The following is a 19601-nucleotide window of genomic DNA, read 5'->3' as shown; positions in this document are numbered from 1 at the left end:
GTGTTCGGACCTCACATCAAGCCGAGGGCGCCGGCTGCTGCGCCACCGAGCAAAAGCCAGAGTGGGTTGATACGTGTCCATAGATTCAGAGCGACCACCACGGCAACGATGCATCCTTCCAGGAAGGCATGAACGTTTTGCGCCGCCAGCAGCCAGCCCGAAGACAGCAGCAGACCCACGGTGATGGGTGCGAGGCCATCGTGGATCGCCTGGATCCAGCGGTGTTCGGGGTTGCTGCTGCTGTAGCGAAAATAGGCCAGGGTGATGAGCGTGGACGGCAGGATCAGGCCGATGGCGCCAGCCAGCGCACCGATCAGCCCGGCCACATGCCACCCCAGCAGCGCGGCGAACAAAATCATGTTCGGCCCCGGCGAGGCCTGGCCCAGCGCCAGTGCCGCATTGAACTGCCCGTCGGTCACCCAATGCTGCGCGTCCACCAGATAGCGATGCATATCGGGCAGGAGCCCGATGGCCCCGCCGATCGACAGCAGCGACCACAGCATGAAGTGGCCGAACAGCCCGGGTAGGGCAGTCAGATTCAGGGTCGCGAACGTCATGGCGCCCGCCGCCCAAAGCGTGCGAGCAGCACGGCCAACGGTCCCAGCGCCAGCATGACGCCAAGCAACTGCCAGCGCAGCAGCCCCACGCTGACGAATGCCGCGGCAGCCCATAGTGGCGCTGTGCGCGCAAGCCGCAGCACCGGCGCCAGGCGTAGCGCCATGGCAATGACCAGCCCGGCTGTGACCACCTCCATGCCACGCAGCGCGTTGTGCACCAAGGGGACGGTCGCCCAGGTGGAGTAGCCGACGGCGATGAACAGCACGATGGCCAGGGGCGCCGCCAACATGCCTGCCAGCGCCGCAAGCGCTCCGCGCCAGCCGAAGCTGCGTTGGCCCACCATCAGCGCCAGGTTGATGAGATTGGGCCCCGGCAGCACCTGACTGATGGACAGCAGGTTGACGAACTCCTGCCGGCTGAGCCACTGCTTCTCGTCCACCAGCACGCGCTGGGCGAATGGCAGCACACCGCCGAAGCCGGAAAGGGTCAGGCGGTTGAAGGACCAGAACAAATCGCGCAGATCTTGCGGCGCGTGGCGTTCCATGGGCGGTGAGATAGTGGTGTTCATGGGTTCGAGCGGTGATCACAGAACTGAACTTGCCAGGCTTGACGCGCCGCTCAGGCGCATTGAACCGTTGGATTTCAGAATATGCGATTTTGATTTCATTATGCGGAAAGACCATGCTGCGCAGCAAGAGTTTTGTGTTCAGAATCACGAATTGTCATTCCACATCGCAATAAAATGATCGCAAGATATTGATTAATAATGAATAAAAAAATAGTCTTGTATAAGATACAACTCTATGGTGCGGCGCACATGAGATGTAAGCTTGCCGCATCCTTTCTTCCCACTTCCGGAGATCGTCTCATGGCAACGCGCGAGCAGCAAATTCAGCAACTTCAGCAAGACTGGTCCACCAACCCTCGCTGGGCCGGCATCCAGCGTGGGTACTCCGCCGCCGAGGTGGTGAAGCTGCGCGGCTCGGTCATGGTCGATCACACCCTGGCCAAACGCGGTGCCCATCGCCTGTGGAAAGACATGCACGGCGAGCCTTTCGTCAACGCCCTGGGCGCGCTCACCGGCAATCAGGCGATGCAGCAGGTCAAGGCCGGGCTCAAGGCCATTTACCTGTCGGGCTGGCAAGTCGCTGGCGATGCCAACCTCGCCGGCGAGATGTATCCCGACCAGTCGCTTTACCCCGCCAACTCCGTGCCCAGCGTGGTCAAGCGCATCAACAACACCCTCACCCGCGCCGACCAGATTCAGTGGATGGAAGGCAAGAGCCCGGGCGACGAGGGCTTCATCGACTACTTCGCCCCCATCGTGGCCGATGCCGAAGCCGGCTTCGGCGGCGTGCTCAATGCTTTCGAACTGATGAAGTCCATGATCGAAGCCGGCGCCGCGGGCGTGCATTTCGAAGACCAGCTCGCCTCGGTGAAAAAGTGCGGCCACATGGGTGGCAAGGTGCTGGTGCCGACGCGTGAAGCCGTGGCCAAGTTGATTGCCGCGCGCTTGGCCGCGGACGTCATGGGTGTGCCCACGGTGTTGGTGGCCCGCACCGATGCCGAGGCTGCCGACCTCGTCACCGCCGACGTGGACGACAACGACAAGCCGTTCTGCACCGGCGAACGCACCGTGGAGGGCTTCTACCGCACCAAGCCCGGCCTGCAGCAAGCCATTTCGCGCGGCCTGGCCTATGCGCCTTATGCCGATCTGGTGTGGTGCGAAACCGGCAAGCCCGATCTGGCCTACGCCAAGGCTTTCGCTGACGCCATTCACGCCAAGTTCCCCGGCAAGATGCTGGCCTACAACTGTTCGCCCTCGTTCAACTGGAAGAAGAACCTCGACGACGCCACCATCGCCAAGTTTCAGAAAGAACTCGGCGCCATGGGCTACAAGTTCCAGTTCATCACCCTGGCCGGTTTCCACGCGCTGAACTACTCCATGTTCAACCTGGCCTACGGCTACGCCCGCAACCAGATGAGCGCCTTCGTGGAAATGCAGGAGGCCGAATTCGCCGCTGCCGACAAGGGCTTCACCGCCGTGAAGCACCAGCGCGAAGTCGGAACCGGCTACTTCGACGCCGTGACCACCACCATCGAAAACGAATCGTCCACCGCTGCCCTCAAAGGTTCGACCGAGGACGAACAGTTCTTCGACAAGAAAGCGGCTTGAAGCCACGACACAGGAGAGCGGGCTCAGTCCGCCGAGGAGGCAAGGCCACCGCGAGGTGGCCGTTTTTTTGGGCGCCTGAAGCGCGTTGACCATGCTGACCGGGCGCGAATCTCAATCCCGAAACCGCAGCGCCTCGACGATCACACCCAGGGCTCGTGAGGATTGCCGGCGGCTCGCATCGTAGAGGTGGTAGCCGGCGAAGGCCGGGCACCAGCCCTCCAGAACACGTTGCAGTCGGGCCGCCGCGAGATGGTCCAGCGCCAAGTCTTCAGGCAGGTAGGCCAGGCCGCCGGCACCGGTCAGCGCTGCACGCAGCATCGGCGTGCTCCTGTTGAACACCCACTGACCCTGCGGGGTGTGCGGCGCTGGGTGCCGCGCGAAGTGGTCGGGCGTGCCCACCACGGCCATGCGCAGGTCCGGTCCGATGCGCACGGCGATCATGTCCTTCTCCACCAGTTCGCCCAGCCGTACTCGGCATCGAAGCCCTGAGCCACGATGTCGGTTAGGCCGTAGTCCTCCGAGATTTCGATCTGGATGTCCGGATAGTCGGGTAGCACCGTCGACAGCCTGGGCCAGAGCACGGTATTGGCGGCGTGCCCGGCGGCGGTGATGCGGATGGTGCCTGCGGGGGCTTATCGTGCAGTTCGCGCAAGGCCAGCAATTCAGCGTCGATTTCGGCAAATCCCGGCCCCAAGGTCCGCATCAGGCGCTCGCCCGCCTCGGTGGGCGAGACGCTGCGGGTGGTGCGCGTCAGCAGTCGCAGCCCCAGCCGGGTCTCCAGCCCGCGCACCGTATGGCTCAGCGCCGACGGGGAAACCCCGAGTTCGCTGCCGCTCGGATGAAGCTGCGCTCCCGCGCTACGGCGAGGAAGGCCAAAAGAGAATTCAGGTCTTCGCGTGCCATTGATGAACTCCACTCATAAGCTCATGCAGATAGTGCCATCCAGTCGGGTCATTCTTGGCTGTCTACAGTGTCGCTATCGACAAGCGAGGGGCGCATTACTCGTCTCCCATCGGTCGCGGCAGTCCGTTTTTTTCAACCCATTTCAGGAGCACGCACATGCAAAAACGCACACTTGGCAACACGAATCTGGAAGTCTCGGCCCTGGGGCTGGGCTGCATGGGGCTGAGCCATGGCTACGGACCTGCCACCGGCAGGCAGGAGGCGATCGCGCTGATCCGCGCAGCCGTCGAGCGCGGCGTCACGTTGTTCGACACCGCCGAGGTCTATGGCCCGCACACCAACGAGGAACTGGTCGGAGAGGCGCTCGCGCCTCTCCGGGGCCAGGTGGCGATCGCCACCAAATTCGGGATCGCGATCAGTCCCGACAAACAGCAAATCGTCGATAGCCGGCCCGAGCACATCCGGCAAAGCGTCGAGGGTTCGCTCAAGCGCCTCAAGTTCGAGGTCATCGATCTGTACTACCAGCACCGGGTCGATCCGGACGTTCCGATCGAAGACGTTGCCGGCACGGTGAAGGACCTGATCCGGCAAGGCAAGATCCGGCACTTCGGCCTTTCCGAAGCGGGCGTGCAGACCATTCGTCGCGCCCACGCTGTCCAGCCGGTGACTGCCGTGCAGAGCGAGTACTCGCTGTGGTGGCGACGGCCGGAAGAGGAACTGCTGCCGACGCTCGAGGAACTCGGCATCGGCTTCGTGCCCTTCAGTCCCCTGGGCAGGGGGTTTCTGACCGGCACGATCGACGCCACCACCCGTTTCGACAGCACGGATTTCCGCAGCAGCGTGCCGCGTTTCACGCCCGATGCGCTCCAGGCCAACCAGGCGCTGGTGGATCTGCTACGTGCGATCGCGCAGCGCCTGAACGCCACCCCGGCGCAGATCGCGCTGGCCTGGCTGCTGGCGCAAAAGCCCTGGATCGTGCCCATTCCGGGTACGAGCAAGCTGCACCGCCTGGACGAGAATCTGGGTGCCGCCACGCTGGAACTCAGCGCGGCGGAGCTGCGCGAGATCACCACCGCGGCCGCGGCCATTCCCATCCAAGGCGCGCGCTATCCAGAAGTGCTGGAGCGGCGCACCGGTCTGTGAGCGGCTACCACGACATTTCGGAGCAAACACCATGAGCAACAACATCACGGGAAAAGTCGTCGTCATCACCGGCGCCAGTAGTGGGCTGGGCGAGGCGGCGGCCCGGCATCTTTGCGCGCAAGGCGCAAGTGTCGTGCTTGGCGCGCGGCGCGTCGATCGCATCGTTTCCCTGGCCGACGAACTCACGCGGGCCGGGGGCAAGGCCCTTGCCGTCGCGACGGATGTCACCCGCCCCGACCAGGTCCAGCGCCTGGTCGACATGGCGGTGCAGACCTACGGACGCATCGACGTACTGATCAACAACGCCGGGCTGATGCCACACTCGCCGCTGGAGCGCCGCAAGATCGACGAGTGGGACCGGATGATCGACGTGAACATCAAGGGCGTGCTCTACGGCATTGCCGCAGCGCTGCCGCATATGCAGCGGCAACAGTCCGGTCACATCATCAACGTCTCCTCGGTGGCTGGCCACAAGGTGCGGCCCGGTAGCGCGGTGTACGCGGCGACCAAGAGCGCCGTGCTGATGTTGTCAGAAGGGCTGCGCCAGGAGGTCAAGCCCTACAACATCCGCACCACGGTGATCTCGCCGGGGGCGGTGGCGACGGAGCTGCCCGATAGCATCACCGAGCCGGACGTGGCCAAGAGCATCCAGCAGTTTTACGCGGCGTATGCCATCTCTGCCGACTCTTTCGCGCGGGCCGTAGCCTTCGCCATCGGCCAGCCGGAGGATGTGGACATCAACGAGATTTTGTTCCGCCCCACGCGGCAGGAACTGTGAGCGCTTGCGCGCAAAAGGAGCACATCATGCCCGTTCAACGCAGCGGCTCTCGCCCCTTCGTACCAGGGTCGGAATAGTTAGTTCACTGACGGTGCCGCGCTCACCAGGGCGATGACCCACATCGCCATTCAGAGCAGCTCGACGGCAAGACAGCTGGGTTCATGGACCATATCGGCGCGGAGCAGCGAGGACGGCGTCAGGAGCGCAGGGCGGGCGCCACCCCAACCCGCAAGTTGCTGCGCAGGGAAAGGCTCTTGGACCGGGAGTGTGAGGCGCAAGCCTGGCCAGGGGCCGCCCTGCGGCGTCACCCGCCGTGTTTGCTGCCGTGGCGCATGATGCGGGCTTTTTCCCGGTCCCAGTCGCGCTTGGCTTCGGTGTCGCGCTTGTCGTGCAGTTTCTTGCCGCGGCCCAGGGCGAAGTCGAGTTTGATGCGGGCGTTTTTGTAATGCAGGTTCAGCGGCACCAGGGTGTAGCCGCGCTGCTCCACCTTGCCGATGAGGCGACGAATTTCGTCTTTGTGCAGCAGCAGCTTGCGGGTGCGGCTGGCATCGGGGCGCACATGGGTTGAAGCACTTTGCAAGGCGGTGACATTCATGCCCACCAGGAACATTTCGCCGTCACGAATGAGCACATAGCCGTCGAGCAACTGGGCGCGGCCGGCGCGGATGGCCTTCACCTCCCAGCCTTCCAGCACCAAACCAGCCTCGAAGCGGTCTTCGAGGAAATAGTTGAAAGCGGCTTTCCGGTTTTCGGCGATGCTCATGATGCGTTGTCGCGGCGCTTGGCCGCTTTTTTACAATCGCCCATTTTAAGAACTCTCCCCATGGCCGTCGTTCACAAGTCCGTTCTGATCTGGTACAGCGCAAGCCAAATGTACGGTCTGGTGACAGATGTGGCCTCGTATCCGCAATTCCTTCCCTGGTGCGGTGGGACGGAGGTGCACGAGGCCACGCCCGAGCGGATGCGCGCCACCATTCGCATCGATTTCAAGGGGGTGAGGCAGAGTTTCACCACCGTGAACACCCAGGTCCCAGGGCGTGAGATTCATCTGCGGCTGGTGGAAGGGCCGTTTTCCGATTTGCAGGGCCACTGGCGTTTCACCCCGCTGGAGGGTGACAAGGCCTGCAAGATCGACTTCGAACTGCATTATCACTTCTCCAGCAGGCTGGTGGAAGCCGTGATTGGCCCGGTGTTCGGCCATATCGCCAAGACCTTTGTCGATTCCTTCGTGCAACGCGCCGAAAAGATCTATGGCTGAACAGCAGGCGGCATCCGCTCCCGGCCTCATCGAGGTCCAGGTCTGCTGGATCCCCGCTTGCGGCGCGGCCCAGTTGCGCACGGTTCGGCTCGCCCCCGGCGCAAGTCTGGGTGATGCGGTGAGCCGCAGCGGGCTGGACTTGCCCGACAGCAGTTGGCGCGACCCGAGCGGCCACCTGCGCCTGGCCGTATTCGGTGTGCTCAAACCGGCCGGCGCCTTGGCCCAGCCGGGCGATCGCATCGACATCACCCGGCCCTTGACGGTGGACCCGAAAGATGCACGACGTGCCCGGGCGCGCAAGGCGGCCGCGCAGCGACGCGCCCGGCGCGGCTAGGGCTGCTCGCACTGGTTCTGGAGCTGTCACATCGGCGAGAAGGCCAGCGCCTGGGATCAAAGCTGTGGAGGCGGCAGGACATCGGCCGGGTCGCGCTGCAGCCAGATGCGCAACATCAAACCGCCGCCCTTGGCGTTGCTGATCTCCAGCCGGCCCGCCATGCGGGTGATGGTGCGATCGACGATGGCCAGGCCCAGCCCGGTGCCCTTCGCGGCGGTGCGCGCTTCGTTGCCGCGGAAAAACGGCCGGGTGAGCAGGGGCAGGTGGTCGGCGGTGACGCCAGGGCCGTGGTCGCGCACGCTCAGGCAGACCTCGTTGCTGCGCTTGCTGATGCCGATGTCCAGCTCCACCCGGTTGCTGCCGGGCGTGCGGCCGTAGCGCCTGGCATTCTCGATCAGGTTCACGATGATGCGCTGCAATTCCAGCGGGTCGGCCAGGGCCTGGGCCTCGGCGTTACTCGGCATGCGGATGCGCAAATCGGCATCCTTGCTGTAGTCCGCCACGATCTTGGTCACCAGGTCGGGCAGGTCCACGCTTTCACGCACCGGGCTGGCGGTGCGCGCGTACTCCATGAATTTGCTGATGATGGAGTCGGCCTGCTCGATGTCGGCGATGATGTCCTGCCGTGCCTGCGGGTCGGGCACGCTCAGTTCGGCCTCGAGGCGCAGGCGGGCGAGCGGGGTGCGGATATCGTGGGAAATGCCGGCCAGCATCAAGGCCCGATCCTGGTCGATTTCCTGCAGCGCGCGCGCCATGCGGTTGAAGCCGCGGTTGACTTCACGGATTTCCTGCGTGCCCGAGGTTTCGTTCAGCTGTTGCGAAAAATCGCCTTCGCGCACCATGGCCGTGGCGATGCTCAAGTCGCGCAACGGGCGATTGATGAAACGGGCGATGATGGCTGCACCGATCATCGCCAGCAACGTCGCCAGTACGCCCCAGATGATCCAGGCCTCGCCCAGCGAGGGGTCGATGCGCGAGCGGTCCAGCAGCAACCAATAGTCGCTGCGCTCGATGCGAAAACCAATCCACAGCCCGGAGCGGCCATTCACCACGTCGGCGAAATCCAGCTTTTCATGCAGACGCTGGTCGACCGAAGCCGTCAGGCGGCGGGTGAAATCCGTGTGCGCCATCGGCGTCCACTGGTCGCTGGCTTCGCGCGGGTAGATGTAGATGTCTTCGCGCTTGACCAACTCGTCGAGCAAGGCCGTGCGGTATTCGGGTGCCGCATGCACCAGGGCGATGCGGGTGAGGTCGATGAGGCTGGTGATCTGGCGCGAGGTCTGTTCCACCTGTGGCCCGAGCTGCAGCACGCGAAAGCTCTGGAACCACCCCGCCAGACTGGCCAGCACCAGCAGCACGATGAGGAAAAACGTGCGCCAGTAGAGCCGGCCCGACAGCCCGCCGAACACGCGCCGCGCCAGGCTGGGCTTGGCCAGGGTGGCGGGGGCTGGATCGAACGGGGGTTTGGGCGGTTGCGCGGGCGCGTCGGCGCTCATGAGGAATATCTGCAAGGCAACGAAGCGCCGAACCCGAGTTTGCTTGACGCCCCCGCGGGGAGTCCGCATGCGGACCGTCGGGGGCTCACAGCGGCGTCAGCGCCGGTCAAGCAGGACTGGCGGAATTCAGGCGTCCTTGGTGTCGGGCACGAACACATAGCCCACGCCCCACACGGTCTGGATGTAGCGCGGGTGAGCGGGGTCGATCTCGACGATTTTGCGCAGGCGCGAGATGGCGACGTCCAGGCTGCGGTCGAAGGCTTCGTAGTCGCGCCCACGGGCCAGTTCGGCCAGGCGGTCGCGCGACAGCGGTTGGCGCGGGTGGCGCACCAGCGCTTTGAGCATGGCGAACTCGCCGGTGGTCAGGCTGATGAGTTCGCCCTCGCGCGACAGTTCGCGCCGGGCGAGGTCGAGGCTGAACGGGCCGAACAGCACGGTTTCATCGTCGCGCGCCGGGGCACCGGGCAACTCGGGGTTGGGCTGGCGGCGCAGCACGGCGCTGATGCGGGCGAGCAGTTCGCGCGGGTTGAAGGGCTTGGGCAGGTAGTCGTCGGCGCCCACTTCGAGGCCGATGATGCGGTCCACATCTTCACCTTTGGCGGTGAGCATGATGATGGGGGTGAAATCCTTCGACGAGCGCATGCGCTTGCAGACGGTGAGGCCGTCTTCGCCGGGCAGCATGAGGTCGAGCACGATGAGGTCGAAGCGCTCTTTCACCATCACCCGCGACATGGCCTTGGCGTCTTCGGCGACGAACACCTCGTAGTTTTCCTGGGCCAGATAGCGTCGCAGCAGGTCGCGGATGCGGGCATCGTCGTCGACCACGAGGATCTTCTTGGGTTTGTCTTGTTGCATGGCGGGAGGGTCAGTGGGTTGGAATGCGGTGCCCGTTGGGACGGCGTGGCGCCCGGAATCGGTGACGGCCTTGTTATGGCGTCAAATGTAACTGCGTTGCTCGCTGGTCGACAAGTTTCCCGGCCCGTGCATGAACTGCAGCGACGCCAGGTGGGCGTACAGGCCGCCACGCGCCATCAGTTCGGCATGGTTGCCGATGTCGACGATGCGGCCGCGCTCGAGCACCACGATGCGGTCGGCCCGCTGCACCGTGGCCAGGCGGTGGGCGATGACGATGGTGGTGCGGCCCTGCATGGCCCGTTCCAGCGCAGCCTGCACGGCGCGTTCGCTTTGCGCGTCGAGGGCGCTGGTGGCCTCGTCCAACAGCAGCAGCGGGGCGTTTTTCAGGATGGCGCGGGCGATGCTCAAGCGCTGGCGCTGGCCGCCCGAAAGCCGCACGCCGCGCTCGCCCAGATAGGTGTTGTAGCCCTGCGGCAATTCGCGGATGAAGCCGTCGGCCTGCGCCGCGCGCGCGGCTTCCATCACCTCGTGCTCGCTGGCCTCGGGCCGGCCGTAACGGATGTTGTCGAGCGCGCTGGCGGAAAAAATCACCGCGTCCTGCGGCACCAGGCCGATGCGCTCACGCAGCGCTGCAAGTTCGGCATGGTCCACGCGCACGCCGTCCACGCTCACCGCGCCATGCTGCACGTCGTAAAAGCGCAGCAGCAGTTGCAGCACCGTGGTCTTGCCGGCGCCGCTGGGGCCGACCAGGGCCACGGTCTCACCCGGCTCCACCAGCAGCGAAAAATCGTCCAGCGCCGGCTGTTCCGGGCGCGAAGGGTAGGTGAAGCGCACATGGGCGAACTGCACGGTGGAGCCACCCTGCGGCGCCGGCAGCGCCTGCGGCTGGGGCGGATTGGCCACTGGCGAGCGCTCGGCCAGCAGTTCCATCAGCCGCTCGGTGGCGCCGGCGGCGCGCAGCAAGTCGCCGAACACCTCCGACAGCGAGGCGGCGGAGCCCGCCACCAGGCCGATGTAGAGCACCGTCTGCCCCAGGGTGCCGGCGCTCATGCGGCCTTCGACCACGGCCACCGTGCCCAGGTACAAGCCGTAGATGAGTGCGCCGAACAGGGCGACGATGACAAAGGCGGTGAGCAGCGCGCGCATGCGGCTGCGCCGCACCGCGGTGCTGAAGGCGTCTTCCGCGGCCTGGCTGAAGCGGCGCGATTCGTCCGGTTCGCGCCCATAGCTCTGCACGGTGGGAATGGCGTTGAGCACCTCGGCGGCGATGGCGCTGGAATCGGCGATGCGGTCCTGGCTGGCGCGCGACAGGCGGCGCACGCGGCGGCCGATGGTGACGGCGGGGAACACCACCAGCAAGATGACGGCCACCACGCTCAGCATCAAGCGCGGGCTGGTGGCGATCAGCATGGTCATGCCGCCGAGGAACACCACGCTGTTGCGCAGACCCATCGACAGGCTGGAGCCGACCACGGTCTGCACCAGCGTGGTGTCGGTGGTCAGGCGCGACAGCACCTCGCCGGTTTGCGTGTGCTCGAAGAACTGCGGCGATTGCGTCAGCACATGGCCGTAGACCCGGCTGCGCAAATCCGCCGTGACGCGCTCGCCCAGCCAGCTCACCATGTAGTAGCGCGCCGCCGAGAACATGCCGAGCAGCACCGCCAGGCCGAACAGCGCGACGAAATGGATGCCGAGGCCGCCGCGGCTGGCGTTGGTCGAGGGGTGCAGCAGGCCGCCGTCGATCAGCCAGCGCAAGGCCAGTGGAAAGCTCAGGGTGCTGCCGGCGGCCAGCAGCAGAAACACCAGGGCCAGGGCGATGCGGCCGCGATAAGGCCGCAGGAAAGGGAGCAACTGCCGCAGCGGGCCCATGCTGCGTTGGCCAGCTTGCGCCGGCATGTCCGCCAGGATGCTCGTGGGAGTGTCAGCCATGCATCATCCTGGTCCGAGAGGCGCTGCGCAGCAGGCTGACGGCATGGTGCTTGGTGCAAGGCGCGGCCTTGCGCCGACGAGCAGCCTTGGTCCTCAAACCTGCACCTGGCCGAACGCCTTGTAGGTGCGGCTCATCCAGATTTTGACCCGCTGGCGCTCCATCAGCCCGAGACCGTTGCCCGAAGGGTCGGGCAGGTTCACGGCGGCCCAGAAGCTGGTGTTGTGGGCGTCGATCTTCTGAATGGTCGTGTCCTGCAGGTGGCGCAGGCCGATGACGCGGACGCCGAGGTCTTCGGCACGCGTTTTCAGGCCCGAGGCATCGAGAATGTCGAAGCGGTCGCCGCGCACTTCATTGAGCACCAGCACCAGTTGCATGCGCCCGCCGAACTGGCCGAGCAGGGCGCGCAGCAGGTCCACCGAATCGCGCCCCGAGTCCATCACATGCCAATAGACGATGGACATGCCCAGATCTTCGCGCAGATCCAGCAGGCCGGAATCCTCGATCCAGCGCACCAGGAACTGGTGGGTCTGCGCGGCGAGGTCCACCAGGATGCGCCGGTCCGGCTGCTCCATCGCGGCATCGACGATGCGGTCCAGGCTCTCGTAGCGGTCGATGATGACCGGCGAGGCGTAATCGGCATAAAAACGCAGCAACGCGCCGTGGGACTTGTCGGTGTCGAAACCGATGAAGGGCAGATGGTGGTCAATCATGTACTGGGCGAGCAGGCGCGACACCAGCGATTTGCCGACGCCACCTTTTTCGCCGCCGATGAAATGCAGCTTGCTCATGTCGGCCTCTCGTCTCGATGGGTGTGGGAACGGTACGAACCTTGCCGTGGTTGAACGCGGCAGTTTGCGCAATTCAGCGCTGCAGCAGCCAATTTGACACCTTGTTGCAGTGCATGATGCGAGACTAGCCTAGCACGCAGAGCGCGATTTTGGCCTTGGCGAAACCCGTCGGCAAGCGCCATTTCCCCCGGCCTGCGCACGCTGGCGGCGGCTGCGTATAGTGGCGTGATGACCGCACGCGATCCCATCCAGCCGACTCCACCCCTGGCCGCCCTCCACATCGAGGGTGCGCGGCAGAACAACCTGAAAAACCTCGATCTGCGCATTCCGCTGGGGCAGATCGTCGTCGTCACCGGGGTCTCGGGCTCGGGCAAGAGTTCGCTGGTGTTCGACACGGTGTATGCCGAAGGCCAGCGGCGCTATGTCGAAACCTTCTCGCCCTACGCCCGCCAGTTCCTCGACCGCATGGACCGGCCGCAGGTGGATCGCATCGACGGCATCCTGCCTGCCATCGCCATCGACCAGACCAACCCGGTGCGCACCTCGCGCTCCACCGTGGGGACCATGACCGAGCTGGCTGACCACCTCAAGCTGCTGTTCGCGCGCTCCAGCCGGCTGCATTGCCGCCGGTGCGGCGCTGAGGTGCGGCGCGAAACCCCGGCCGGCATCGCCGCCGATCTGCTGGAGCGCGCCGCCCAAGCCGGTGATCCGCGCCTGGTGCTCACCTTCCCCGTCCCCATTCCCGCTGGCTTGCCGGAAGACACCGTGCTGCAGGGGCTCGCGGCGCAGGGCTACACCCGTGTGCATCAGCGCGATGGCGACGTGCTGCATGTGGTGCAGGACCGCTTCCGCGCTGCCAACGTCGAAACGGCGCGGCTGATGGAGGCCGTGGAGGCCGCGCTGCGCCTAGGACAAGGGCGCATGGCGGTGTGGCCGGCGGCCGAGATTGACCCGGCCGTCGCCGACGCCCCCAAGGAAACGCCGGGCCGCTCCCAAGTTTCCTTGACCCCCTCGGGGGGCGAAGTCCGCGAGCGGACTTCCGGGGACACGCAGCAGCTTTGGCGTTACTCCTCCGACCTGCATTGCGCGCATTGCGACATCGCCTACCGCGACGCCAGTCCTGGCCTGTTCAGCTTCAACTCGCCGGTCGGCGCTTGCGAGACCTGTCGCGGTTTCGGCCGCACCCTCGGGCTGGACTGGGGATTGGTGATTCCGGACGGGCGCAAGAGCCTGAAGCAGGGTGCCGTCAAGCCCTGGCAGACCGCCAGCTTCAAGGATGCGCAAAAAGACCTGGAGCGCCACGCCCCGGCCGCCGGCGTGCGGCTGGACGCGCCCTGGGCCGAACTCACCGCCGACGAGCGCCATTGGGTGCTGGAAGGCGACCCCGACTGGAAAGGCAGCTGGACCAAGCAGTATTTCGGCGTGCGGCGGTTTTTCGAGTGGCTGGAAACCCGCACCTACAAGATGCACGTGCGCGTGCTGCTGTCCAAATACCGCAGCAGCAGCCCATGCCCCGCCTGCGGCGGCGCGCGGCTCAAGCTCGACGGCCTGCTCTGGCGCGTGGGCAGCCGGGGGGAAGCCGACGCGGCCCTGGCTGGCCGGCCACGTTTTCGGCCACAGGGCGTGAACTGGACCGACACGGTTGCGGCGCAGCTCCCCGGCCTGTGCCTGCACGACGTGATGCAGTTGCCGGTGGAGCGCGCCCATGCCTTTTTCGTCGCGATGGAGCACGACCCCGGCGCCGATGCCGCGACGCGACTGCTGCTCGACGAAATTCGCGCCCGGCTGCGTTACCTGCTGGACGTGGGCCTGGGCTATCTCACGCTCGACCGGCAGTCGCGCACGCTCTCGGGCGGCGAAGTGCAGCGCATCAACCTCACCACCGCGCTGGGCACCTCGCTGACGCAAACCCTGTTCGTGCTCGACGAGCCCTCCATCGGCCTGCACCCGCGCGACCTGCACCGGCTCAACGCCGTGATGCAGGACTTGAAGCTGGCCGGCAATTCCCTGCTGGTGGTCGAACACGACCCGCAGGTGATGCTCGCCGCCGACCATCTGCTGGAGCTCGGCCCCGGTGCTGGCGAGCATGGCGGCCAAGTCGTGTATCAGGGCGATCTCGCCGGCTTGCGCGCCGCCGCCACGCTGACGGGCGCCTATCTGCGCGGCGAGCAACGGGTGCAGCCCGACCGCGCGCCGCGCCGCATCGCGGTGGACGCCGCCGGCCGGCTCATCGCGCCGCGCCTCATTCTGGAAGGCGCGCGTGAGCACAACCTGCGCGGCATCACCGCCGAATTTCCGCTGCGGGCGCTGGTCAGCGTCACCGGGGTGTCGGGTTGCGGCAAGTCCACCCTGATGGGCGACGTGCTCTTTCCCGCCTTGGCCCGCGCACTGGGCAAGACCGCGCCCGAACCCGGCGCGCACGACCGCCTGCTGGGCGCCGAGCAGGTGGCCGACGTGGTGCTGGTCGATCAGTCCTCCATGGGCAAGACGGCGCGTTCCAACCCGGTGAGTTTCGTCGGCGCGTTCGACGCGCTGCGCAAACGCTTCGCCTCGTTGCCCGAGGCGCAGCGGCGCGGCTACAGCGCCGGCACCTTCAGCTTCAACAGCGGCGACGGCCGTTGCCCCACGTGTGGCGGCTCGGGCTTCGAGCATGTGGAAATGCAGTTCCTCTCCGACGTGTACTTGCGCTGCGCCGACTGCGACGGCCGCCGCTTTCGCGCCGAAGTGCTGGAGGTCAAGCTCGATCTGCCCGACGGCCGCAGCCTGAGCGTGGCCGACGTGCTGGAACTCACCGTGGCCGAGGCCCTGGCCGCCTTCGCCAAGGAGCGCGACCTGATGCCGGGCCTGAAGGCGCTGCAGTCGGTGGGCCTGGATTACCTGCGCCTGGGCCAGCCCACGCCCACGCTCTCGGGCGGCGAGGCGCAACGCCTCAAGCTCGCCGCATTTCTGGCCGAGGCGCGCAAGACGGCCGGGCGCGGCGCGCGCAAGGGCAGCCTGTTCCTGCTCGACGAGCCCACCACCGGGCTGCATTTCGACGACATCGCCAAGCTGCTGCGCGCCCTGCACGAACTGGTGGACACCGGCCACACCGTGGTGCTGATCGAGCACAACCTGGACGTGATCGCCGCCAGCGACTGGGTCATCGACCTCGGCCCCGAAGGTGGCGATGCCGGCGGGCAGATCGTCGTCGCCGGCCTGCCGGCGGTGGTCGAGGGCTGTGCGGCATCGCACACCGGGCGGGCGCTGGCGGCGTATCGCGGGCAGGTGGGTGCGGGTGTGCGGCACGGCCTCCTCCCCACCCCGGCCCGCCCCACCAGTGGGGAGGGGGAGCTGTACGCGCTGGCACAGCCCTACGCCAGCAACGACGCCGAAATCTTGCAAGCCGCCGAGGAGCCCGGCGCCTATCTCGCCCAGGCGGTGCGGCGCGGGCGCGAGGGCTACATCGCCATCCGCCATGCGCGCGAGCACAACCTGCAAAACATCGATGTGGATCTGCCGCGCGGCAGCATGACGGTGATCACCGGAGTGTCCGGCTCGGGCAAGAGTTCCCTGGCCTTCGACGTGCTGTTCAGCGAGGGCCAGCGCCGCTATCTGGAGTCGATCAACGCCTATGCGCGGCAGTTCGTGCAGCCGCCGCCACGGCCGGATGTGGATGCCATCTTCGGCATTCCGCCCACCGTCGCCATCGCCCAGCGCACCAGTCGCGGCGGGCGCAAGAGCACGGTGGGCACGTTGACCGAAACCCACCCCTTCCTGCGCCTGATCTACACCAAGCTCGGCACGCAATATTGCCCCGACTGCCAGGTGCCCATCGCGCCGCAAAGCGAGGAGGCCATCGTCGCGCAACTGCTGCGCGAGCTGCGCGGCCAGACCGTGGGCGTGATGGCGCCGCTGGTGGTGCAGCGCAAGGGCGTGTACACGGAGCTCGCGCAATGGGCGGCCAAGCGCGGCCATAGCCATTTGTGGGTGGACGGCGCCTTCCTGCCGACCGACCCCTGGCCTCGGCCCGACCGCTTTCGCGAACACGACATCGCCCTGCCGCTGGGCGAACTGACCCTGCTGCCCGAACACGAGGCAGCCCTGCGCGCCCTGGTGCGCGAGGCGGTGCAGCTCGGCAAGGGCGTGGTGCAGGTGGTGTGGCCGCTGGACAAGCTGCGTGCCGCGATGGCGGCGGGCGACGTGATTGGCGCCCATGCCGGGCTGGACCTGCGCCAGTTCAGCACCCGCCGCGCCTGCCCCTCATGCGCGCGCAGCTTTCCCGAACTGGACCCGCGCCAGTTCTCCTACAACTCGTCCGCGGGCTGGTGCCCAGGCTGTTTCGGCACTGGCGTGCGGTTGCCACGTTTCGACGCTGAACAGACCGGCGAAGAGCGCACCTGGCGTGACGACGGCGACGCCCAGCCCTGCCCGCAATGCCTGGGGGCGCGGCTCAACCCGGTGTCGCTGGCGGTGCGCTTTCGCGATCAGTCCATCGCCCAGATCTCGGCACTGGCGGTGGATGCCGCGCACTGCTGGTTCGATGCGCTGCAGCTCGATGCGCGCGAGCAGGCCGTGGGCCGCGACATGCTGAGCGAGATTCGCACCCGGCTGCAATTCCTGCAGCGTGTCGGCCTCGGCTATCTCGGGTTGGACCGCGCCGCGCCAACGCTCTCGGGCGGCGAGGCGCAGCGCATTCGCCTGGCGGCGCAGCTCGGCAGCAATCTGCGTGGTGTGGCCTATGTGCTCGACGAGCCCACCATCGGCCTGCATCCGCGCGATAACCGCCGCCTGCTCGACGCGCTGGACGAACTGCGTGCGCGCGGCAACACCCTGGTGGTGGTGGAGCACGACGAAGACGCCATCCGCCGCGCCGACACCATTCTTGACATCGGCCCAGGCGCCGGCAGCCTGGGCGGGCGGGTGGTGGCGCAAGGCACGCTTTCCGAGCTGATGCGCCATCCGGATTCGCTCACCGCGCGCTACCTGCGCGAGCCGCTGCGCCACCCGCTGGTGCCGCGTCCCGCGACCCACGCCGACACCCCGGCGCTGGAAGTGCGCGGCGCGCAGCTGCACAACCTGCGCGACATCGACGTCCGTTTTCCTCTGGCGCGGCTCAGCGTCGTCACCGGGGTTTCGGGTTCGGGCAAATCGAGCCTGGCGCGCGGCGTGTTGTACGCCAGCGCCCAATCGCTGCTGGCCGGTGAGGGCGTTCCGGTGGGTTGCAAGGCGCTGCTCTGGATGAACACCATCGAGCGCGTGCTGGAGGTGGACCAAACGCCCATCGGCAAAACCCCGCGCTCCTGCCCCGCCACCTATGTGGGCATCTGGGACGACATCCGCAAGCTGTTTGCCGACACCCTGGAGGCGCGCATGCGCGGCTTCAACGCCGGGCGCTTTTCCTTCAACACCGGCCCCGGACGCTGCCCGACCTGCGAGGGCCAGGGAGCCATTCGCGTGGAAATGAACTTCCTGCCGGATGTCATTCAGCCTTGCGAGGACTGCAACGGCCTGCGCTTCAACGCCGAGACCCTGAGCGTGAAGCTGCGCGGCAAATCGGCCGGCGAGGTGCTGCAGCTGAGCGTGGCTGCGGCGCTGGAGTTTTTCGCCGCGCACCCGCGCATCACCCGCGCCTTGCAGCTGCTGCACGATGTCGGCCTCGGTTATCTGCGCCTGGGCCAGCCCAGTCCGCAACTCTCGGGCGGCGAGGCGCAGCGCCTGAAGCTCGTGACCGAACTCGCCACCGCCGCCTTGCGCCCCACGCTGTATGTGCTGGATGAACCCACGGTGGGCCTGCACATGGCCGATGTCGACAAGCTCATCCGCGTGCTGCTGCGCCTGGCCGACGCCGGCCATACCGTGGTGGTGGTGGAGCACAACCTGGACGTGATGGCATCGAGCGACTGGATCATCGACCTCGGCCCCGAAGGCGGCGCCGGTGGTGGCGCACTGGTGCATGCCGGACCGCCGCGCGACTATGCCGATGGTGGTGCCAACGCGGCCAAGGGCCACACCGCGCAGGCGCTGGGTACCTTCGTGCGCGAACGCGCACACCCTGAGCATGCCGCGCACAACCCGCCGCAGGCTCAGCCCGCCGGGGCGTAGAGCCGCACCGCGTTGCCGCCCTGGGCCTTCGCCAGGTACATGGCCTGGTCGGCCTGGCGCCGCAAGGTGTCGGCGGTTTGGCCGTGGTTGGGGAACAGGGCCACGCCGATGGAGGCGTAGGCCATTTCGGTCAACCCGGTGGTGTCGAACGCTGCTTGCAGCCGCGCCAGCAGAGCCTGGGCGCGGTGCCCGGCGGCCTCGGGCTGGACGCCGGTGAGCAGGACCGCGAACTCATCCCCACCCATGCGCCCGGCGATGTCGCCCGGCGTGAGAAACGCCAGCAGCTCCCGCCCCACGGTCTGCAGCAGGCGGTCGCCCTGGGCATGGCCGTGGCGGTCGTTCACCTGCTTGAAACGGTCGAGGTCGATGAACAGCAGCGCGGCGGTCTGCTCGCGCTCGCTCAGCCCGGCGATGCGTGCGGGCAACTGCTCCAGGAACATGCGCCGGTTGTACAGGCCGGTGAGTCCGTCGCGTTCGGCCAGTTCGCGCATGCGGCGCTCGGCGGCGCGGCGGGCGCGGATGTCGCGCACCAGGGTCATGCGCAGCATCTCGCCGTCGAATTCGACATTGCTGCTGACGAGTTCCACCGGGATGTCGTAGCCCTCCCGGTGCAGCAGCGTGACTTCGTAGGGGCTGTTCTCGACCTTGCTGTGGAATTTGCCGATCACGATGTCACGGTAATCGGGGCTGACGAAGTCAATGGCGCGCAGGCCGATGATGTCTTGACCGACATAGCCCATCAGCCGCGCCAGGGCCGGATTCATGTCGACGATCACACCGTCGCGCTGGAACACGATGCCCTCCGTGCTGGCGTCCATGAAGCGGTGCAGGCGCGCCGCGGCCTCGTGCGCCATGCGTGCCATGGCGCGAAAGCGCGTGACCTCATGCATCACCATGCACAACTCCAGCACGGCGCCGCCGGGCGTGTAGGGCAACAGGCTGACGTCGAAGTCGCGTACGCTGCCAACAGCGTCACGAAGGCTCAGTTCGAACAATTGTTCCTGTCGATCTTCCAGCGCGTCGTGCATGAACGGCTCGATCTGGGCCACGCATTCCGGCGCGAAAATCCGCGACAAATGCCGCCCCACCAGGGCATCTTCCTGCATGCCGAACAAGCTGGCGAAGGCCGCGTTGGCGTCCATGCAGGCATGGGTCCCGGCACTGAAACAGGCCAGCGAGGTCGAGCCGTTTTTGGCCATGAAGCCTGCGCGCGCGCGGTTTGCAGCACTGCAGGGTTGCCTGCCATGGTTCGAAGATTCCCGAGGGTCTGTCATGCTTCTCGCTCCCAGAGGGTCGGGAGA

Annotated in this window: 14 protein-coding genes and 1 pseudogene; 6 read left to right on the top strand and 9 right to left on the bottom strand. The window is 66.6% G+C overall.

All coding sequences use genetic code 11. From position 1 onward, the window contains the following. Nucleotides 1-11: 11 nt before the first annotated feature. Both THIX_RS15045 and THIX_RS15040 read right to left on the bottom strand, forming a co-directional pair. Entirely contained in the window at nucleotides 12-557 is a 546-nt protein-coding gene (locus THIX_RS15045; protein ID WP_112486847.1) for a chromate transporter, read from the bottom strand. Then, nucleotides 554-1126 (bottom strand): chromate transporter, encoded by a 573-nt coding sequence (locus THIX_RS15040; RefSeq protein WP_233224578.1) that lies wholly within the window; start codon nucleotides 1124-1126, stop codon nucleotides 554-556. Before THIX_RS15040 ends, THIX_RS15045 begins: the two co-directional genes overlap by 4 nt. A gap of 300 nt (nucleotides 1127-1426) precedes the next feature. Between THIX_RS15040 and aceA the strand changes: the two genes are divergently transcribed. Continuing rightward, the gene (aceA, locus tag THIX_RS15030; RefSeq protein WP_112486844.1) at nucleotides 1427-2734 is read left to right on the top strand and encodes an isocitrate lyase; all 1308 of its coding nucleotides are present in this window, start codon (nucleotides 1427-1429) and stop codon (nucleotides 2732-2734) included. A gap of 111 nt (nucleotides 2735-2845) precedes the next feature. Here aceA and THIX_RS15025 read toward each other — a convergent pair. Then, nucleotides 2846-3637 (bottom strand): annotated as a pseudogene (locus THIX_RS15025) (LysR family transcriptional regulator). 156 nt (nucleotides 3638-3793) lie between these two features. On the opposite strand from THIX_RS15025, the gene THIX_RS15020 reads away from it, so the two are divergent. Continuing rightward, a complete protein-coding gene (locus tag THIX_RS15020) occupies nucleotides 3794-4780 on the top strand; it encodes an aldo/keto reductase (protein ID WP_112486843.1) in 987 nt (328 codons plus the stop codon). A gap of 31 nt (nucleotides 4781-4811) precedes the next feature. Then, nucleotides 4812-5558, top strand: a complete 747-nt coding sequence (locus THIX_RS15015; RefSeq protein ID WP_112486842.1) for an SDR family oxidoreductase — start codon at nucleotides 4812-4814, stop codon at nucleotides 5556-5558. A gap of 304 nt (nucleotides 5559-5862) precedes the next feature. Here THIX_RS15015 and smpB read toward each other — a convergent pair whose 3' ends face one another. Beyond that, on the bottom strand, nucleotides 5863-6321 hold the full coding sequence (smpB, locus tag THIX_RS15010) for an SsrA-binding protein SmpB (RefSeq protein ID WP_112486841.1): 459 nt from the start codon (nucleotides 6319-6321) through the stop codon (nucleotides 5863-5865). A gap of 60 nt (nucleotides 6322-6381) precedes the next feature. Here smpB and THIX_RS15005 point away from each other — a divergent pair, with 60 nt between their 5' ends. Both THIX_RS15005 and THIX_RS15000 read left to right on the top strand, forming a co-directional pair. After that, nucleotides 6382-6816 carry a type II toxin-antitoxin system RatA family toxin gene (locus tag THIX_RS15005; RefSeq protein WP_112486840.1) on the top strand — a complete coding sequence of 145 codons (435 nt, stop codon included), beginning with the start codon at nucleotides 6382-6384 and terminating at the stop codon, nucleotides 6814-6816. Further along, entirely contained in the window at nucleotides 6809-7150 is a 342-nt protein-coding gene (locus THIX_RS15000) for an RnfH family protein (RefSeq protein WP_112486839.1), read from the top strand. The genes THIX_RS15005 and THIX_RS15000 overlap by 8 nt, the downstream gene beginning before the upstream one ends. A gap of 56 nt (nucleotides 7151-7206) precedes the next feature. Here the strand turns inward: THIX_RS15000 and THIX_RS14995 are convergent, their stop codons facing one another. From THIX_RS14995 to THIX_RS14980, 4 genes are all read right to left on the bottom strand, one after another. Beyond that, nucleotides 7207-8646 (bottom strand): ATP-binding protein, encoded by a 1440-nt coding sequence (locus tag THIX_RS14995; protein WP_112486838.1) that lies wholly within the window; start codon nucleotides 8644-8646, stop codon nucleotides 7207-7209. A 126-nt stretch (nucleotides 8647-8772) separates the two neighbouring features. After that, entirely contained in the window at nucleotides 8773-9501 is a 729-nt protein-coding gene (gene ompR, locus THIX_RS14990; RefSeq protein ID WP_112486837.1) for a two-component system response regulator OmpR, read from the bottom strand. Nucleotides 9502-9582: 81 nt separating this feature from the next. Further along, entirely contained in the window at nucleotides 9583-11430 is a 1848-nt protein-coding gene (locus THIX_RS14985) for an ABC transporter transmembrane domain-containing protein (protein ID WP_112486836.1), read from the bottom strand. A 93-nt stretch (nucleotides 11431-11523) separates the two neighbouring features. Further along, complete coding sequence (locus THIX_RS14980; RefSeq protein ID WP_112486835.1) at nucleotides 11524-12219, bottom strand: mobilization protein; 696 nt, start codon at nucleotides 12217-12219, stop codon at nucleotides 11524-11526. 228 nt (nucleotides 12220-12447) lie between these two features. Here THIX_RS14980 and uvrA point away from each other — a divergent pair, with 228 nt between their 5' ends. Next, nucleotides 12448-18300 carry an excinuclease ABC subunit UvrA gene (uvrA, locus tag THIX_RS14975; RefSeq protein ID WP_112486834.1) on the top strand — a complete coding sequence of 1951 codons (5853 nt, stop codon included), beginning with the start codon at nucleotides 12448-12450 and terminating at the stop codon, nucleotides 18298-18300. On the opposite strand, the gene THIX_RS14970 is transcribed toward uvrA, so the two are convergent. Then, the gene (locus THIX_RS14970) at nucleotides 18282-19499 is read right to left on the bottom strand and encodes a sensor domain-containing diguanylate cyclase (protein ID WP_158540913.1); all 1218 of its coding nucleotides are present in this window, start codon (nucleotides 19497-19499) and stop codon (nucleotides 18282-18284) included. The genes uvrA and THIX_RS14970 overlap by 19 nt on opposite strands. Nucleotides 19500-19601 lie beyond the last annotated feature (102 nt).

The sequence above is a fragment of the Thiomonas sp. X19 genome, from assembly GCF_900089495.1.
GTDB lineage: Bacteria > Pseudomonadota > Gammaproteobacteria > Burkholderiales > Burkholderiaceae_C > Thiomonas_A.
This window is presented reverse-complemented; position numbering and strand designations above follow the sequence as displayed.

Bases quoted from the DNA above. Each gene is read 5' to 3' on its own strand.
- THIX_RS15045 (WP_112486847.1), bottom strand. From the start codon at position 557: ATGACGTTCGCGACCCTGAATCTGACTGCCCTACCCGGGCTGTTCGGC.
- THIX_RS15040 (WP_233224578.1), bottom strand. From the start codon at position 1,126: ATGAACACCACTATCTCACCGCCCATGGAACGCCACGCGCCGCAAGAT.
- aceA (WP_112486844.1), top strand. From the start codon at position 1,427: ATGGCAACGCGCGAGCAGCAAATTCAGCAACTTCAGCAAGACTGGTCC.
- THIX_RS15020 (WP_112486843.1), top strand. From the start codon at position 3,794: ATGCAAAAACGCACACTTGGCAACACGAATCTGGAAGTCTCGGCCCTG.
- THIX_RS15015 (WP_112486842.1), top strand. From the start codon at position 4,812: ATGAGCAACAACATCACGGGAAAAGTCGTCGTCATCACCGGCGCCAGT.
- smpB (WP_112486841.1), bottom strand. From the start codon at position 6,321: ATGAGCATCGCCGAAAACCGGAAAGCCGCTTTCAACTATTTCCTCGAA.
- THIX_RS15005 (WP_112486840.1), top strand. From the start codon at position 6,382: ATGGCCGTCGTTCACAAGTCCGTTCTGATCTGGTACAGCGCAAGCCAA.
- THIX_RS15000 (WP_112486839.1), top strand. From the start codon at position 6,809: ATGGCTGAACAGCAGGCGGCATCCGCTCCCGGCCTCATCGAGGTCCAG.
- THIX_RS14995 (WP_112486838.1), bottom strand. From the start codon at position 8,646: ATGAGCGCCGACGCGCCCGCGCAACCGCCCAAACCCCCGTTCGATCCA.
- ompR (WP_112486837.1), bottom strand. From the start codon at position 9,501: ATGCAACAAGACAAACCCAAGAAGATCCTCGTGGTCGACGACGATGCC.
- THIX_RS14985 (WP_112486836.1), bottom strand. From the start codon at position 11,430: ATGGCTGACACTCCCACGAGCATCCTGGCGGACATGCCGGCGCAAGCT.
- THIX_RS14980 (WP_112486835.1), bottom strand. From the start codon at position 12,219: ATGAGCAAGCTGCATTTCATCGGCGGCGAAAAAGGTGGCGTCGGCAAA.
- uvrA (WP_112486834.1), top strand. From the start codon at position 12,448: ATGACCGCACGCGATCCCATCCAGCCGACTCCACCCCTGGCCGCCCTC.
- THIX_RS14970 (WP_158540913.1), bottom strand. From the start codon at position 19,499: ATGGCCAAAAACGGCTCGACCTCGCTGGCCTGTTTCAGTGCCGGGACC.